The sequence below is a fragment of the Pseudarthrobacter sp. SORGH_AS 212 genome, assembly GCF_030818145.1.
Classification (GTDB): domain Bacteria; phylum Actinomycetota; class Actinomycetes; order Actinomycetales; family Micrococcaceae; genus Arthrobacter.
In genome coordinates, this window is sequence record NZ_JAUTAA010000001.1 from 3,970,621 (window position 1) to 3,986,422 (window position 15,802).

Below are 15,802 nucleotides of genomic sequence, written 5' to 3' on the forward strand. Positions count from 1 at the left end.
CGCCGGCCGCCAGCGCCGCCAAACCGAACGGAACCTGAACGTGACCTCATCCCCTTCCTTCCCGCGGGTCCACATCGCCACCGACCATGCAGGAATGGAGCTCAGCGCCCACCTGGTCTCCCACCTCACCGCCAAGGGCTACGACGTGGTGGACCACGGTCCCAAGGCCTACGACGCCCAGGACGACTACCCGTCCTTCTGCATCAACGCAGCCCTCGCTGTCGTGGCCGACCAGGAGGCAGGCGTCCACGCCCTGGGCATCGTGCTGGGCGGCTCGGGCAATGGCGAGCAGATCGCGGCCAACAAGGTCAAGGGCGTCCGGGCAGCACTGGCGTGGAACCTCTCCACCGCCACCCTGGCCCGTGAGCACAACGACGCCAACGTGGTGGCCGTCGGCGGCCGCCAGCACTCCGTAGAGGAAGCCACCGGTCTGATCGAGGCGTTCCTGGCCGAGCCGTTCAGCAACGACGAACGCCACGTCCGCCGGATCGGCAAGATCGCGGCCTACGAAACCACCGGCGAGGTCATCGAATAGTGCCCGAAGGCCACTCTGTCCGCCGGCTGGCCCGCCAGTTCGGGGACGTCTTCACGGGAGAACGCCTCTCCGTCTCCAGCCCGCAAGGCAGGTTCAGCGGGGGAGCGGCCCTGCTGGACGGCCACACCCTGGTAGCCGCCGAAGCACACGGCAAGCACCTGTTCCTGCACTTCGACAACGCCCTGGTGCTGCACGTACACCTTGGCCTGTACGGCGCGTGGAGCTTTGGCGGTGACCGGACGTTCACCGGATCTTCCACCATTGGAGCGCCCCGCCGGGTCGGGGAGCAGGAGTCGCCTGCCGGCAGCGACGCCGACGCCTCCTACGCGGGGCCGCCCGCCCCCGTAGGTGCCGTCCGGGTCCGGCTGGCCAGCGGTCATGGTTGGGCTGACCTGCGCGGTGCCACGACGTGCGAAGCCATCACTGCCGCGGAAGCCGAAGCCGTGCTGGCACGCCTGGGGCCGGACCCGCTCCGGAACCTGCGCGGTGACGCCGGCCGCTTCGCCAGGAACCTCCGCACCCGCAAGAGTCCCGTCGCGGCACTGCTGATGGACCAGAAGATCATCGCCGGCGTGGGCAACGTCTATCGTGCCGAGGTCCTGTTCCGCCGCCGGCTGGACCCCTGGATGCCGGGGACGGACGTGACGGAACCGGACGCCCGGAACCTGTGGCGCGACGTCGTCAGCGTCATGACTGATGGTGTGGCGGACGGCAGGATCATCACCACACCCCCGCGGTACTGGGCGGTCAACGGCACCACGGCGGCAAAAGCTGTCCGTGCCGGGCAGGACGTTCCGGCCAAGGGCGGCAGCTTTCCGCGCGGCGAGGACGCCCACTACGTCTACAAGCGGCAGGGGCTGCCATGCCGGGTCTGCCGCACCCTGGTGCTGATCGCCGAACTCGCCGGCCGCAACCTGTACTGGTGCCCGTTCTGTCAGCAGCCGCAGGAATAACTGGTGCCCGCCCGGGCCGCAACAGGGCACTTTGGCGCGGACCCGCCGGGCAGTACCGTACCTTCGGCCCAGGCGGGCCGGCAAAGTGCCCCACGACCGCACGCCGGCAACATTAAAAAGCAAAGGCCCCTCCGAGGAGGGGCCTTTGCTGGTTGGAGGGGACGACGGGAATCGAACCCGCGTAATCAGTTTGGAAGACTGAGGCTTTACCATTAAGCTACGTCCCCGAAGGAAGCTCCGTTTTCGCGGAATCTTCGGGCTGGCTGTTCAAGCCGGATACAACTAAACCTAATCCATGGCCCACGTGTCAAATGTGCATTCGCGACGCGTATCACCGTAGACTTGCCTGTGCACTTACGGGGTGTAGCTCAGCTTGGCTAGAGCGCCTGCTTTGGGAGCAGGAAGTCGCAGGTTCAAATCCTGTCACCCCGACTCTGCGGCCCGGCCATTCGGATCGGGCAGGAACATTGCGTTTCGCAGAGACCCATCCCACAATCCCAGGAGTACTTAGACCGTGAAGAGCGCTGTCGAGAACCTCACCCCCACGCGGGTCAAGCTCAACGTTGAGGTTCCCTTTGAGGAACTGAAGCCCAGCATCGACTCGGCTTACAAGACCGTTGCTTCGCAGATCCAGGTCCCTGGGTTCCGTAAGGGCAAGGTCCCCGCAAAGCTCATCGACCAGCGCGTCGGCCGCGGCTATGTCCTCGAAACCGCCATCAACGACGGCCTCAACGGCTGGTACCAGGCTGCCGTGCAGGAATCCGGCATCCGCCCCCTGAGCCGTCCCGAGGTTGAGATCACCGAGGTTCCGGACCCCTCCGCCACCGACGGCGGCCTGAAGTTCGCTGCCGAGGTTGACGTCCGTCCCGAGATCGAACTGCCCGACTACGCCGGCATCAAGGTTGAGGTTGCCGCCGCCGAGTCCTCCGACGAAGACGTTGACAAGGCCCTGGAAGAACTCCGCGGCCGCTTCGGCACGCTGAAGTCAGTTGACCGCCCGGCCGCCGACGGTGACTTCCTCACCATCGACATCACCGCCACGATCGACGGCGAAGAGGTTGACTCCGCCGCGGGCCTGTCCTACCAGGTGGGCGCCGGCACCATGCTTGAGGGCATGGACGAGGCCGTCACCGGCCTCAGCGTCGACGAAGACGCGATCTTCGACACCACCCTTGTCGGCGGCGACCACGCCGGCGAAGCTGCACAGGTGAAGGTTGCCGTCAAGGCCGTCAAGGAGCGCGAGCTGCCTGAGGCCAACGACGAGTTCGCCCAGCTGGCTTCCGAGTTCGACACCCTCGCCGAACTGCGCGAAGACCTGGCCAAGCAGGCAGCTGAGTCCAAGGTTGTCGAGCAGGGCGTCGAGGCCCGCGACAAGGTCCTGGACAAGCTCGTTGAGCTGGTCGAGGTTCCCGTGCCGGACAGCGTTGTCGAAGAGCAGCTCGAGGCCCACTTCAAGGAAGGCAACGGCCACGGCGAAGGCGAGCACGACACCGAGGAGCACCGTGAGGAAGTGCGCGCAAACACCGCCCGCGCTTTCCAGAACGAGATCATCCTCGACGCCATCGCCGAGAAGGAAGAAGTCGACGTCAGCCAGAATGAGCTGATCGACTACATCGTCACCACGGCCAGCCAGTACGGCATGGACCCCAACCAGTTCGCCCAGATCATCGATCAGAGCGGCCAGGTCCCCATGATGGTTTCCGAGGTCCGCCGCCGCAAGGCGCTGGCAGTGGTGCTGGGCCAGGCCACGGTCACCGACTCCGAAGGCAACACCGTTGACCTGAGCGACTTCGTCCGCCCCGGCGGCGAAGAGGAAGCTCCGGTTGCCGACGCCGAGGCCACCGGGGCTGACGCCGCAGAGGGCGAAGCCACTGAGGTTCCTGCCGAGGACGAGAAGGCTGAAGCCAAGGCATAGCCTCCACACAGGCATAGACGAACGGCCCCCGGATCAACTGATCCGGGGGCCGTTCGCGTTGAAACGCCGCGGCAGGGCGCCGGGCGCCGGCATCGTGCGCCGTCAGCGAACAGCCGCTGGGGCGCGAACAAAATGTCGGTGAAACCGGTTAGTGTCCAAGTAGTGATTTTCAGTGATGTCACCGTCACCAGCGAGAGGTAAGTAAACATGTCACAGCACCAAGAGGCCCCCCGGATGGCGACCGTCGATCCCGCAGCCCAGGACAACTACATTTACAACCGACTCCTGAAGGAGCGCATCATCTGGCTCGGGTCGGAGGTGCGTGACGACAACGCCAACGCCATCTGCTCGCAGCTGCTGCTCCTCTCCGCCGAGAACCCCGAGAAGGACATCTACCTTTACATCAACTCTCCCGGCGGATCCGTGACGGCCGGCATGGCCATCTACGACACCATGCAGTTCATCCCCAACGACGTCGTCACCGTGGCCACCGGCCTTGCCGCTTCCATGGGGCAGTTCCTGCTCTCCTCCGGCACCAAGGGCAAGCGCTACGCGACCCCCAACGCCCGCGTCCTGATGCACCAGCCCTCGGGCGGCATCGGCGGCACTGCGTCGGACATCAAGATCCAGGCTGAGCTCATCCTGCACATGAAGAAGGTCATGGCAGAGCTGACCGCCGACCAGACCGGCCAGACCGTCGAGACCATCCTCAAGGACAACGACCGCGACAAGTGGTTCACGGCCGCCGAAGCGCTCGAGTACGGCTTCTTCGACAAGATCGCCGCGCACGCGGGCTCCGTCTCCGGCGGCGGCGGAACCTCCAACGGCTCCGGCCAGTCGTCCTCCGAGAACTAATTCCCGGCTACCAGAACCCTTTCGATCAGGAGCAATAACTATGAACTACAACTTCGGGTGGTCTGCCGGTAATCTTCCGTCCAGCCGCTACGTCCTGCCGCAGTTCGAGGAACGCACACCTTACGGCTTCAAGCGCCAGGACCCGTACACCAAGCTCTTCGAGGACCGCATCATCTTCCTCGGCGTGCAGGTGGATGACGCCTCGGCCGATGACGTCATGGCCCAGCTGCTGGTGCTCGAGTCCACTGACCCGGACCGCGACATCACCCTCTACATCAACTCTCCCGGCGGTTCGTTCACGGCAATGACTGCCATCTACGACACCATGCAGTACATCCGCCCGGAGATCCAGACGGTGTGCCTGGGCCAGGCCGCCAGCGCCGCAGCCGTCCTGCTCGCTGCAGGTACCCCGGGCAAGCGCCTGGCACTGCCCAACGCCCGCGTCCTGATCCACCAGCCCGCGCTGTCCGGCGGCCAGGGCGGACAGGCATCGGACCTGGAGATCCAGGCAGCCGAAGTGATGCGCATGCGGTCCTGGCTCGAGGACACCCTCGCCCACCACTCCGGCCGGACGTCCGAGCAGGTCAACAACGACATCGAGCGCGACAAGATCCTGACCGCGGCAGAGGCACAGTCCTACGGCCTGATCGACCAGGTCCTGGATTCACGCAAGATCAAACCTCAGGCAATTACGAGGTAGCAGTACCCAAAACGCCGGCGGGGCCAGTTCATTTTGGCCCCGCCGGCCTTTTCCTTCCACCCTTGGGAGCCAATGTGACCTAGAGTGGAAGTTGTCACAAACCGGCCCGCACGGTCCGGGGAAGATTCCAGCAACGGTGCAAGCTGCGCGGCAGCAGGATACTAAGGGGTTCACATATGGCTCGGATTGGCGAGAGCACGGATCTGCTGAAGTGCTCTTTCTGCGGAAAGAGCCAGAAGCAGGTGCGGAAGCTCATTGCCGGGCCCGGTGTCTACATCTGTGATGAGTGCATCGAACTGTGCAACGAAATCATCGAAGAGGAACTCGCCGAAGTCGCAGACCTTGGCAGCTTTGAACTGCCCAAGCCACGGGAGATCTTCGACTTCCTGCAGGAATACGTCATTGGCCAGGAACCGGCCAAACGGTCCCTCGCCGTCGCGGTTTACAACCACTACAAACGCATCCAGGCCGGCCACGCGCCGAAGTCCGGAAACCTCGGCGACGGCGGCCACCACGACGACGTCGAGATCGCCAAGTCAAACATCCTGCTGATCGGCCCCACGGGCTGCGGAAAAACCTACCTCGCCCAGACGCTCGCCCGCCGCCTCAACGTGCCGTTCGCCGTCGCCGACGCCACCGCACTGACCGAGGCCGGGTATGTCGGCGAAGACGTCGAAAACATCCTCCTGAAGCTCATCCAGGCCGCGGACTACGACGTCAAGAAGGCCGAGCAGGGCATCATCTACATCGACGAGATCGACAAGATCTCGCGGAAGAGCGAAAATCCGTCGATAACCCGCGATGTTTCCGGTGAAGGCGTGCAGCAGGCGCTCCTGAAAATCCTCGAAGGCACTGTTGCCTCGGTGCCGCCGCAGGGCGGACGCAAGCACCCGCACCAGGAATTCATCCAGATAGACACCACGAACGTCCTGTTCATCGTCGCAGGTGCCTTCGCCGGACTCGAAGAGATCATCGGGTCCCGGTCCGGCCGCAAGGGTATCGGCTTCGGTGCACCCCTGAACGACGCGAGCAAGAAGGTGGATTCCTACGGCGAAGTGATGCCGGAGGACCTGCTTAAGTTCGGCCTGATCCCCGAGTTCATTGGCCGCCTCCCGGTCATCACCACGGTTTCCAACCTGGACCGTGACGCCCTGATCCAGATCCTGTCCACGCCCAAGAACGCACTGGTCAAGCAGTACCAGAAGATGTTCCAGATTGACGGCGTGGAGCTGGTCTTCGACGACGGTGCCCTGGACGCGATCGCCGAACAAGCCCTGGAGCGCGGCACGGGAGCCCGCGGACTGCGCGCCATCCTTGAGGAAGTCCTGTTGCCGGTGATGTTCGATCTTCCCAGCCGTGAAGACGTGGCCAGCGTGGTCATCACCGAGGATGTCGTCCTCCGCGGCGCCGAGCCCACCATGATCCCGCACGTGACCAAGCGGCGGAAGTCCGCCTGAGCCGCGTTGCCCGCAACACCCCCGTCAGCGGTGGCTGCCGCCTGCGCAGCCACCCCTACCTGAAGGATTAGCCATGACTGAAACCGCCAAGAACCGGGCCGACTTCTGGTTTGATCCGCTGTGCCCGTTCGCCTGGATCACCTCACGCTGGATCGGCGAGGTGGAAGCCGTCCGCGACATCGAAACGGTCTGGCACGTGATGAGCCTGGCAGTCCTCAACGAAGGACGCGACCTCGACCCCGAGTACCGCAAGTCCATGGACAACGCGTGGGGCATGGTCCGCGTGATCATCGCCGCCCAGCAGGAACACGGCGACGCCACCGTCAAGGCTCTCTACGATGCCATGGGCACCCTGATCCACGAGGGCGGCGAAAAGGACCGTACCGTCGTCATCACGAAGGCCCTGGCCGAGTGCGGGCTTCCCGCCTCCCTGGCAGAGGCTGCTGATTCTGACGCCTACGATGCCAAGCTCCGGGCCAGCCACGAAGAAGGCATCTCCCTCGTGGGCCAGGACGTCGGCACCCCGGTTGTCGCCTTCAACGGCACGGCATTCTTCGGACCGGTCCTCACCCGCATCCCGCGCGGTGACGTGGCCGGCAAGCTGTGGGACGCCACCACTGCGATTGCCTCCTACCCGCACTTCTTCGAGCTGAAGCGCAGCCGGACCGAACGCCCCGAATTCGGCTGAGCCGGTACGCGGCCGCCGCCGCAGAAGTCCTCAAAGGGCCCCGGAAGAACTACTGCCATGTAGTTCTTCCGGGGCCCTTGTGCTTGCCTGCGCGCAGGATCAAAATAGTTCTTACCAACTTCGAAAGAAGGGGGACGCAGGAACCAAAGATCCAGTGAAATGTATTCGACGCAGCCTTTGGCGGAGCCGGATACGAGCGACCAGTGACGAGGTAGGAAGACCTGGAAATCCCCGGATCCTGCCAGACCATCAAGTTCGTCACGAGATGGCCGAAAAGTCGAAGCCCCACCAACGGCAAAACGCTGATGGGGCTTCCCCTTTGCCCTGAAACAGGGCGTGGGCCGGACTAGACGGCCGCTGTCTCCTCGGGCGCAGCCAGGGTCACGTCGCTCACGGTCAGTTCCCCTTCGCCCACCACCAGGGTGATCTCCCGGGCGTTGGAGGCCGCCTTGAGATCGGAAAGGCCGGCCTTCAGCTGGTTGGTGAAAGCCTCCGAAGCGCTGATGGTCGCGGAGAGGACCTCTGTCCGCTGCTTCACCTTTGCCTCGGACTTTGCCTTGCGGACACCACTGAGCGCATTTCCGACAGTGGCCAGCATGGTGGTGTCGCCGTCCACCTCGACGCCGGCCGGCCACGCGGCGCGGTGTACCGAGCCCGTGCGCCACCAGCCCCAGACTTCCTCGGTGGCAAACGGCAGGAACGGCGCGAAGAGGCGCAGCAGCGTATCCAGCGTGGTGGCCAGGGCCGCCAGCACCGATGCCTGCTCCGCTTCGCCGGCCGCACCGTAGGCACGGTCCTTGATGAGCTCCACGTAATCGTCCGTGAACTGCCAGAAGAACGTCTCGGTCAGCTGCAGGGCCCGGGCGTAGTCGTAGTTATCGAACGCCTTCGTGGCCTGGGCAACGACGTCGGACAGCTGGGCCAGCAGGGCACGGTCCAGCTTGTTGGTCAGCACCGAGAGATCGCCGGACACCACAGAGTTTTCCGTGGCACCGAGGTTCAGCACGAACTTGGAGGCGTTCAGGAGTTTGATGGCCAGGCGGCGGCCGATCTTCATCTGGGCGATCTCGTAGGCGGTGTCGGCGCCCAGGCGGGCCGAGGCCGCCCAGTAGCGGACGGCGTCCGAGCCGTACTCGTTGAGGACATCCGTGGGTACCACCACGTTGCCCTTGGACTTGGACATCTTCTTGCGGTCCGGGTCCAGGATCCAGCCGGAGATGGCCGCGTGCTTCCATGGTGCGGTTTTCTGCAGTGCATCGGCACGGACCGCGGAGGAGAACAGCCAGGTGCGGATGATGTCGTGGCCCTGCGGGCGGAGGTCGAAGGGGAAGACCTTGTCGAACAGGGTCTCGTCCCGGCTCCAGCCGCCAACGATCTGCGGGGTCAGCGAGGACGTGGCCCAGGTGTCCAGGACGTCCGCGTCGCCGGTGAAGCCGTTGGGCTGGTCGCGAAGGGATTCGTCGAACCCCGGGGCTGCATCCGCCGCGGGGTCCACCGGCAGCATGTCATCGGAGGGAAGGACGGGGTTGTCGTAGTCCGGGTTGCCCTGGGCGTCCAACGGGTACCAGACGGGGATGGGTACGCCGAAGAAACGCTGCCGGGATACCAGCCAGTCACCGTTCAGGCCGGCAATCCAGTTTTCGTAGCGGGAGCGCATGAAGGGCGGGTGGAAGTTGATCTCCTGGCCCCTGGCGATCAGGCGTTCGCGGCGCTCTTCATCGCGGCCGCCGTTGCGGATATACCACTGGCGTGAGGTCACAACCTCGAGCGGCTTGTCACCTTTTTCGAAGAAGTTCACCGGATGGGTGATCTTCTTCGGTTCGCCGTCCAGCAGGCCGGCAGCGCCGAGCAGTTCAACCACTGCTTCCTTCGCGGAGAACGCCGTCTTGCCGGCGATCGCAGCGTAGGCCTCTTTGCCGGCCTCCGTGGTGATCCAGTCCGGTGTTTCGGCGATGATGCGGCCGTCGCGGCCCATGATGGCCCGGGTGGGCAGCTGGAGTTCACGCCACCAGGTGACGTCGGTGAGGTCGCCGAAGGTACACACCATGGCGATGCCTGAGCCCTTGTCGGCCTTGGCCAGCGGGTGGGCCTTAACCTCAAGCTCTACGTCGAAGAGGGGAGACCGCACGGTCTTGCCGAACAGCGGCTGGTACCGCTCGTCGTCGGGATTTGCCACCAGCGCGGCACACGCGGCCAGGAGCTCCGGGCGGGTGGTCTCGATGAAGATCTTGTCCCCGGCTTCGGTGAAGAAGGGGTAGCGGTAGTAGGCGCCGGGAACCTCGCGGTCCTCCAGTTCGGCCTGGGCAACGGCGGTGCGGAACGTGACGTCCCACAGGGTGGGTGCCTCCGCCATGTAGGCGTCACCGGCGGCCAGGTTGGCCAGGAACGCGCGCTGGGATACGGCGCGGGAGGTGTCATCGATGGTGCGGTAGGTCAGGTTCCAGTCGACGGACAGGCCGAGGGTCTGGAACAGGTTTTCGAAGACCTTCTCGTCCTCGACGGCGAGTTCCTCGCACAGTTCGATGAAGTTCTGGCGCGACACGACGTCGAAGTCGCGCTGGTTCTTGGCAGGTTGTGCCGGCGGCCGGTAGTCGGCGTGGTACGGGATGGCGGGATCGCAGCGCACACCGTAGTAGTTTTGCACCCGTCGTTCGGTGGGCAGGCCGTTGTCGTCCCAGCCCATGGGGTAGAAGACGTTCTTGCCCGTCATCCGCATGTACCGCGCCTGGACGTCGGTCTGCGTAAAGGAGAACATGTGGCCCACGTGCAGCGAGCCCGACGCCGTCGGCGGGGGAGTGTCGATCGAGTAGACCTGCTCCCGGGTGGTGTCCGGGTTGAACCTGTAGGTTCCTTCCTCCAGCCAACGCCGGGTCAGGGTGGCCTCGAGGCCTTCCAGTGCCGGCTTGTCAGGAACGTTGATGGGGGCGGTGGTGGGCGTGTCTGTACCCTGTATGTCTTCAGCCATTGGGCAATTCTTTCATGCTCCGTTCAATCCCGGAGAAACGCTTGTGGCGCGGGCAGCATCCTGCCGTAGATCCGGCCCGAGGGGGCGCCCGCTTGACGCTGTGTAACGCGTGGTCCGCCTGATGCCGGAACCTCCCGTTAGGGTGGTGCCATGACTGACGATTTGCAGCACAGCAAGGCAGCCCTGGTGACCGGTGCAAGCACCGGTATTGGTGAGGCGACGGTGCGCGCACTGCGCGCGGAAGGCTGGACGGTGTTCGCCGTAGCCCGCCGCGAAGACCGCCTCGCGTCCCTGGCAGCGGAGACCGGCGCCGTCGCCGTTCCTGCTGACATTGCCGAGGACGACGACGTGTCCCGGCTGGTGGAAAAGGTCACTGCTGCCGGGGGCATCGATACGCTCATCAACATTGCCGGCGGCGCCCGCGGAGCGGACCGGGTGGCGGAAGCCAGCACTGCGGACTGGGAGTGGATGTACCGCGTCAACGTGCTGGGCACCATGAAACTGACCCGTGCGTTCCTGCCGATGCTCCGTGCCAACGGCGAGGGAACGGTGCTGAACCTGACCTCCACTGCCGCGATTGCAGCCTACGAAGGCGGTGGCGGCTACAACGCGGCCAAGTTTGCCCAGCACGCCCTCACCAACGCGCTTCGGCTGGAGGAAGTGGAAAACAACATCCGGGTGATCGAAGTGGCGCCGGGCCTGGTGCAAACCGAGGAATTCGCGCTCAACCGCCTGGGCAGCGAACAGGCTGCGGGCAAGGTCTACGAAGGCGTGGAGAAGCCGCTGACCGCGGCGGACGTGGCCGACGTCGTCCGGTACGCCGTCAGCGTCCCGCACCACGTCAATCTGGACGAAATAGTCATCCGGCCGGTGGCCCAGGCCGCCAACCACAAGCTGATCCGTAAAGGCTGAGCCCGCCGGAAGGTCGGCGGCGCTCCCCGGCCTTGCGGTCGAATTTTCAGGCGGCCGGAACCGCGACCGTTGCGAGGATGGCCGCGTGGTCGGTACCCGGAACCCCGTGGACCTGGTAGCCGCTGCTTCCCACCCTGGGACTTGTCACCATGTGGTCAATGGCGATGCCGGGCAGGTGCGTGCCATCCATGGGCCACGTAGGCAGGAGCCTGGAACCGGAGGCAGCAGCCACGTCCACCAGGCCCTCCTCCCCGGCCCGGAGAAGGCTCCGGAACTCCGCATGGTCGTAGGTGGCGTTGAAATCACCCATCAACAGCCTGTGGCCGCGCCGATCCGCCAACCGGGACAAGGCCCTGAGGTCGCTCCGCCATTGCCCCACCCGGGTGTCCACCGGGGGCAGGGTGTGGACGTTGGTCAGTTCAAGAACGGCACTGGCACCAGCCGCGCTTCCGGTGGCCGTGAGCCTGACCGTCGGCATCAGGAACGGGGTGTCCGGCAGCACACCCACCGGCTCCAGCGGATGGCTGGAGTACACGGCGCTGCCGGCGCCGTCGTCCGTGGGCTGGCTGATCCGGTGGGGCAGCAGCGCATCGAGGCCTTCAGCGGCCAAGCGTTCCTGCAGGCCCTGTGAGTGTTCCTGGATGGCGAGGAGCGCCACCTTCTTCTCCCGCACCAGCCCGACAATGGTGGCGGCGTCAGCCCGGCCAAACTGTGAATTGATGCTCATCACGTTCAGCTCCACCGTGGCCGGCGGCTGCTGCTCCGCAGGCGACGCCGCCGGCGCTGCGGCAGCGGCGGGGGAGGGGCGGGCAACGTCCAGGGGAAAGAGCCAGAAGAGCTGGCACGCCAGGAGTGCTGCCGTCACCAGTTGCAGCCACCTCCTGCCCCCGAACAATGACAGGACCAGGGCCACGCCCGCAGGGACCGCCAGCCACGGCGTGAAGGCCAGCAACTGGACCACCAGGACCGGCCATTCCGCGCCGACAGCCCGGAAAACGGACATCACCAGCACCGGCACTGCGGCCAGGAGCGACAACCACGTGCACACGGTGGGGAGGCGCGAGCGGACCCGCCAGCCGGAAGCAGTCATGAGAGTGAGTCTAGGCACTTCAGCCGCCCGAACCCGCGGCTGACCGGTGCGCCGCCACGGGCCGGACCCGGGGAATGGAAATGCAGGGGGACCCGATAGTAGACTCGTCAAAGGCTATGACCCGGCAATCACCGGTGAGCTTCCGGAAGAACGCACCACCTGCCGTCCGCGGCGCGTGCCAGTAGAACCGGACGGGTAAGCCCGTTACAGCAGTAATGAGAGGCCGGGGCAGCACCGTTCCTGTGGAACACGCTGCACCGGTAAGTGAGGTGGTACCGCGGTAAGCGTGCAGTCCTTGGACCGCACGGCAAGCCGTCCTCGCATCCCGGAAAGTGTCCGGCAACTGCCGGTTCGCCCAGCTCAACCCAGGATGTCGAGAATGACGTATTATCCCAAGGCCTCAGCCTCCACCAGCGGCGGCCCGTCCGACGGCCGCGCAGGCGTATCCGCCTCCGTGAAGTTTCCGGAGATCGAAGAGCGCATCCTGAAGTACTGGGACCGGGACGGTACCTTCCAGGCCAGCATCGACCAGCGCAGCGCCGACCTGCCCGGCGGCGAGCCCGGCAGCAACGAGTTTGTGTTCTACGACGGTCCGCCCTTCGCCAACGGACTCCCGCACTACGGCCACTTGCTGACCGGCTACGCCAAGGACCTGGTGGGCCGGTTCCAGACCCAGCGCGGCAAGCGCGTTGAGCGGCGCTTCGGCTGGGACACCCATGGCCTCCCGGCAGAGCTGGAAGCCATGAAGCAGCTGGGCATGACCGACAAAACCCAGATCGAAGCCATGGGCATCGACAAATTCAATGACGCCTGCCGCGCTTCAGTGATGAAGTACGCCGACGAATGGCGCGCGTACGTCACCCGCCAGGCGCGCTGGGTGGACTTCGACAACGACTACAAGACGCTCAACGTCGAGTACATGGAGTCCGTCCTCTGGGCCTTCAAGCAGCTGCACGAGAAGGGCCTCACCTATAACGGCTACCGCGTCCTGCCCTACTGCTGGAAGGACGAGACACCGCTGTCCAACCATGAGCTGCGCATGGACGACGACGTCTACAAGAACCGCCAGGACCAGACCGTCACAGTCACGTTCCCCATCCTCGCGGGTGATTCGGAACTCTCCCGGCAGCTCGCAGGCGTACAGGCCCTCGCCTGGACCACCACCCCCTGGACGCTTCCCACCAACGCCGCGCTCGCCGTCGGGCCTTCCATCACGTACGCGGTGCTGCCCGCCGGGCCCAACGGCATCAAGGCCGCATCCGCCGATGCTCCTGTGGCCGGCACCTTCCTCCTTGCTGCCGACCTCATCGCCGCCTACGCCAAGGACCTCGGCTACGACGGTTTCGAAGATGCGGAAGCGGCAGTGGTGTCCACCCACACCGGTACCGAACTTGAGGGGCTGCAGTACCAGCGCCTCTGGGACGACTTCAGCGACGACGAAAAATACGGCATGGAGAACGCCTGGCGCTTCCTCGTGGCTGACTACGTGACCACCACGGACGGCACCGGCATCGTCCACCAGGCCCCCGCCTACGGTGAAGACGACCAGAAGGTCTGTGAAGAGGCGGGCATCCCGGTGGTGCTCTCCGTCGACGAAGGCGCCAAGTTCCTGCCGCTGTTCAAGCACGGTGACCTCCACGACATCGCCGGCCTGCAGGTCTTCGAGGCCAACAAGCCCATCACCCAGGTGCTCCGCGCCCAGGGCCGGCTGGTCCGGCAGGCCAGCTACGAGCACAGCTACCCGCACTGCTGGCGCTGCCGCAACCCGCTGATCTACCGTGCGGTGTCCTCGTGGTACGTGGAGGTCACCAAGTTCAAGGACCGCATGTCCGAACTGAACCAGGAGATCAACTGGATCCCGGGGAACGTCAAGGACGGGCAGTTCGGCAAATGGCTGGCGAATGCCCGCGACTGGTCCATCAGCCGCAACAGGTACTGGGGCAGCCCCATCCCCGTGTGGCAGTCCAGCGACCCCGAGTACCCGCGCACCGACGTCTACGGCTCGCTGGCCGAGATCGAGGCGGACTTCGGCCGGCTGCCGCTGAACAAGGACGGCCAGGTTGACCTGCACCGCCCCTTCATCGACGAACTGACCCGGCCCAACCCGGACGATCCCCGCACGCCCGAAGAAGGCCAGTCCGTGATGCGGCGCGTGGAGGACGTCCTGGACGTCTGGTTCGATTCCGGTTCCATGCCGTACGGCCAGGTCCACTACCCGTTCGAGAACGAAGCCTGGTTCGACACCCACAACCCCGCGGACTTCATCGTGGAGTACATCGGCCAGACGCGCGGCTGGTTCTACATGCTGCACATCCTGTCCACCGCGCTGTTCGACCGGCCGGCATTCCGGAACGTCATCAGCCACGGCATCGTGCTGGGCTCCGACGGGCAGAAGATGTCCAAGAGCCTCCGGAACTACCCGGACGTGTCCGAAGTGCTGGACCGTGACGGTTCCGACGCCATGCGCTGGTTCCTGATGTCCAGCCCGATCCTGCGCGGCGGCAACCTGATCGTCACCGAGCAGGGCATCCGCGACGGCGTCCGCCAGGTCATCCTGCCGCTGTGGAACGTGTACAGCTTCTTCACGCTCTACACCAACGCAGCCAACGTAGTTGACGGTACAGCCAGGGGCTACGAGGCCAAGCTCCGCTACGACGGATACGCCGACACGATGGACCAGTACCTGCTGGCCAACACCGGCGACCTGGTCCGCACCATGACGGACCGGCTGGACGATTACGACATCTCCGGCGCCTGCGACGCGCTGCGCAGCTACCTGGACATGCTCACCAACTGGTACGTCCGCCGCAGCCGCCAGCGGTTCTTCGACGAGGACCAGGATGCTTTCGACGCCCTGTACACCGCACTGGAGACCGTATCCCGTGCTTCAGCGTCCCTGCTGCCCCTGGTCACTGAGGAAATCTGGCGCGGCCTGACCGGCGGCCGTTCCGTGCACCTGGCCGACTGGCCGGACGCGGACCTCTTCCCGGCCAACCCGGACCTCGTTGACGCCATGGACAAGGTGCAGCAGATCTGCTCCACCGGATCCTCGCTCCGCAAAGCCGCCAACCTGCGTGTCCGCCTGCCGCTGCAGGAACTCACCGTGGTGGCACCCGGTGCGGACGCGCTGGAAGGCTTTGCCGCCGTCGTCGCGGACGAACTGAACATCCGCTCCGTCCGCCTCCTCGACGCCGCGACTGCCTCCCCGGAGGAGTTCGGCATCCAGCAGAAGCTGGTGGTGAACGCCCGCGCCGCAGGGCCGCGCCTTGGCAAGAACGTCCAGCTGGCCATCAAGGGCTCAAAGTCCGGGGACTGGTCTGTCGATGACTCGGGCGTCGTCACCGCAGGGGGCCTGCAACTGGAGCCGCAGGAATACACCCTCGAGACGGTGGTTGCAGAGTCCGACGGCGGTGCTGCCGCCTCTGCGTCTTCTGCTGTGGCAGTTCTCCCGGGCGGCGGCTTCGTGGTCCTGAACACCGAGGTCACACCGGAGCTGGAAGCCGAAGGCCTGGCCCGCGACATGGTCCGCGCCATCCAGCAGGCCCGCAAGGACGCCGGGCTCAACGTCAGCGACCGCATCCGGACCACTGTTACCGCCCCGCAGCACGTCGTGGACGCCCTGCAGGCAAATGCGGAACTGGTCAAGGGGGAAACGCTGACGGTGGACCTGACGGCCGAACCGGCAGACGTGCCCGAGCCCGCCGTCGTCGTTGAAAAAGTGGAGGCATAAGG

11 protein-coding genes and 2 tRNA genes are annotated in these 15,802 nt (G+C 65.3%); 10 read left to right on the forward strand and 3 right to left on the reverse strand.

What is annotated here, in order from left to right; all coding sequences use genetic code 11:
- The first annotated feature begins 40 nt into the window (after positions 1 to 40).
- Positions 41 to 535: a ribose-5-phosphate isomerase gene (locus QE394_RS18235; protein WP_056079767.1), complete on the forward strand. Its 495-nt coding sequence runs from the start codon at positions 41 to 43 to the stop codon at positions 533 to 535.
- Entirely contained in the window at positions 535 to 1,488 is a 954-nt protein-coding gene (locus QE394_RS18240; protein WP_349035195.1) for a DNA-formamidopyrimidine glycosylase family protein, read from the forward strand. The genes QE394_RS18235 and QE394_RS18240 overlap by 1 nt, the downstream gene beginning before the upstream one ends.
- 153 nt (positions 1,489 to 1,641) lie before the next feature.
- Here the strand turns inward: QE394_RS18240 and QE394_RS18245 are convergent.
- Positions 1,642 to 1,715: transfer RNA gene (locus tag QE394_RS18245), tRNA-Gly, on the reverse strand.
- A gap of 130 nt (positions 1,716 to 1,845) precedes the next feature.
- On the opposite strand from QE394_RS18245, the gene QE394_RS18250 reads away from it, so the two are divergent.
- The 6 genes from QE394_RS18250 (at position 1,846) to QE394_RS18275 (ending at position 7,103) form a co-directional block, all read left to right on the forward strand.
- Positions 1,846 to 1,920 (forward strand) — tRNA-Pro (locus tag QE394_RS18250).
- Between the two features lie 82 nt (positions 1,921 to 2,002).
- The gene (tig, locus tag QE394_RS18255; protein WP_349035196.1) at positions 2,003 to 3,403 is read left to right on the forward strand and encodes a trigger factor; all 1,401 of its coding nucleotides are present in this window, start codon (positions 2,003 to 2,005) and stop codon (positions 3,401 to 3,403) included.
- Between the two features lie 234 nt (positions 3,404 to 3,637).
- Positions 3,638 to 4,258 carry an ATP-dependent Clp protease proteolytic subunit gene (locus QE394_RS18260; protein WP_015937344.1) on the forward strand — a complete coding sequence of 207 codons (621 nt, stop codon included), beginning with the start codon at positions 3,638 to 3,640 and terminating at the stop codon, positions 4,256 to 4,258.
- A 40-nt stretch (positions 4,259 to 4,298) separates the two neighbouring features.
- Positions 4,299 to 4,958, forward strand: coding sequence for an ATP-dependent Clp protease proteolytic subunit (locus QE394_RS18265; RefSeq protein ID WP_056079759.1), 660 nt, complete (start codon positions 4,299 to 4,301; stop codon positions 4,956 to 4,958).
- A gap of 176 nt (positions 4,959 to 5,134) precedes the next feature.
- Positions 5,135 to 6,415, forward strand: coding sequence for an ATP-dependent Clp protease ATP-binding subunit ClpX (gene clpX / locus QE394_RS18270; RefSeq protein WP_349035197.1), 1,281 nt, complete (start codon positions 5,135 to 5,137; stop codon positions 6,413 to 6,415).
- Between the two features lie 73 nt (positions 6,416 to 6,488).
- Positions 6,489 to 7,103: a DsbA family protein gene (locus QE394_RS18275; protein WP_349035198.1), complete on the forward strand. Its 615-nt coding sequence runs from the start codon at positions 6,489 to 6,491 to the stop codon at positions 7,101 to 7,103.
- Between the two features lie 346 nt (positions 7,104 to 7,449).
- Here the strand turns inward: QE394_RS18275 and valS are convergent, their stop codons facing one another.
- A complete protein-coding gene (gene valS / locus QE394_RS18280; RefSeq protein WP_349035199.1) occupies positions 7,450 to 10,068 on the reverse strand; it encodes a valine--tRNA ligase in 2,619 nt (872 codons plus the stop codon).
- A gap of 150 nt (positions 10,069 to 10,218) precedes the next feature.
- On the opposite strand from valS, the gene QE394_RS18285 reads away from it, so the two are divergent.
- Positions 10,219 to 10,980 (forward strand): SDR family oxidoreductase, encoded by a 762-nt coding sequence (locus tag QE394_RS18285; RefSeq protein WP_349035200.1) that lies wholly within the window; start codon positions 10,219 to 10,221, stop codon positions 10,978 to 10,980.
- 46 nt (positions 10,981 to 11,026) lie between these two features.
- Here QE394_RS18285 and QE394_RS18290 read toward each other — a convergent pair whose 3' ends face one another.
- Entirely contained in the window at positions 11,027 to 12,070 is a 1,044-nt protein-coding gene (locus QE394_RS18290) for an endonuclease/exonuclease/phosphatase family protein (RefSeq protein WP_349035201.1), read from the reverse strand.
- Positions 12,071 to 12,449: 379 nt separating this feature from the next.
- Here QE394_RS18290 and ileS point away from each other — a divergent pair, with 379 nt between their 5' ends.
- Positions 12,450 to 15,800 carry an isoleucine--tRNA ligase gene (gene ileS, locus QE394_RS18295; RefSeq protein WP_349035202.1) on the forward strand — a complete coding sequence of 1,117 codons (3,351 nt, stop codon included), beginning with the start codon at positions 12,450 to 12,452 and terminating at the stop codon, positions 15,798 to 15,800.
- The last annotated feature ends 2 nt before the right edge of the window (positions 15,801 to 15,802 follow it).

What these genes read in the sequence shown, in the direction of transcription:
- QE394_RS18290 (WP_349035201.1), bottom strand. Translation starts at nt 12,070, where the DNA reads ATGACTGCTTCCGGCTGGCGGGTCCGCTCGCGCCTCCCCACCGTGTGC.
- clpX (WP_349035197.1), top strand. Translation starts at nt 5,135, where the DNA reads ATGGCTCGGATTGGCGAGAGCACGGATCTGCTGAAGTGCTCTTTCTGC.
- QE394_RS18275 (WP_349035198.1), top strand. Translation starts at nt 6,489, where the DNA reads ATGACTGAAACCGCCAAGAACCGGGCCGACTTCTGGTTTGATCCGCTG.
- QE394_RS18285 (WP_349035200.1), top strand. Translation starts at nt 10,219, where the DNA reads ATGACTGACGATTTGCAGCACAGCAAGGCAGCCCTGGTGACCGGTGCA.
- ileS (WP_349035202.1), top strand. Translation starts at nt 12,450, where the DNA reads ATGACGTATTATCCCAAGGCCTCAGCCTCCACCAGCGGCGGCCCGTCC.
- QE394_RS18265 (WP_056079759.1), top strand. Translation starts at nt 4,299, where the DNA reads ATGAACTACAACTTCGGGTGGTCTGCCGGTAATCTTCCGTCCAGCCGC.
- valS (WP_349035199.1), bottom strand. Translation starts at nt 10,068, where the DNA reads ATGGCTGAAGACATACAGGGTACAGACACGCCCACCACCGCCCCCATC.
- QE394_RS18260 (WP_015937344.1), top strand. Translation starts at nt 3,638, where the DNA reads ATGGCGACCGTCGATCCCGCAGCCCAGGACAACTACATTTACAACCGA.